This is a genomic window from Psychrobacter sp. TB55-MNA-CIBAN-0194, from assembly GCF_040309505.1.
Classification (GTDB): Bacteria; Pseudomonadota; Gammaproteobacteria; order Pseudomonadales; family Moraxellaceae; genus Psychrobacter; species Psychrobacter fozii.
The window spans coordinates 1-267 of sequence record NZ_JBEOOW010000355.1 but is presented as its reverse complement, the minus strand read 5'-3'; the positions used below and the strand labels follow the sequence as shown (position 1 = coordinate 267).

Below are 267 nucleotides of genomic sequence, written 5' to 3'. Positions count from 1 at the left end.
CGCATGAGTCAAACCCGCTTCCGAACCAGAAGCCAATCCTTGATCTATTAAGAGCTGCACGCCCTTTCCCAAGCTAAGCATTGTGCCTGCGGTTACCACCAAAGCGATTAAGGCAAACACCATATGCCGTCGATAAGGACGTAAAAAAGGTAAGAAGGTTTTTATTCCATTTTCGACATTTAACGGCTTATTCATAGATCAAACCCACCACAACGTTTTATTGGCCATTACTATAACGCATTCGCGCGATAGTAATGGGGGAAAAAC

At 44.2% G+C, this 267-nt stretch carries 1 protein-coding gene; it reads right to left on the bottom strand.

Annotated elements, in window-relative coordinates; all coding sequences use genetic code 11:
* A partial coding sequence (locus AAEY75_RS15440; protein WP_352260080.1) for a hypothetical protein occupies window positions 1-195 on the bottom strand: 195 nt, incomplete at its 3' end.
* Window positions 196-267: the final 72 nt, after the last annotated feature.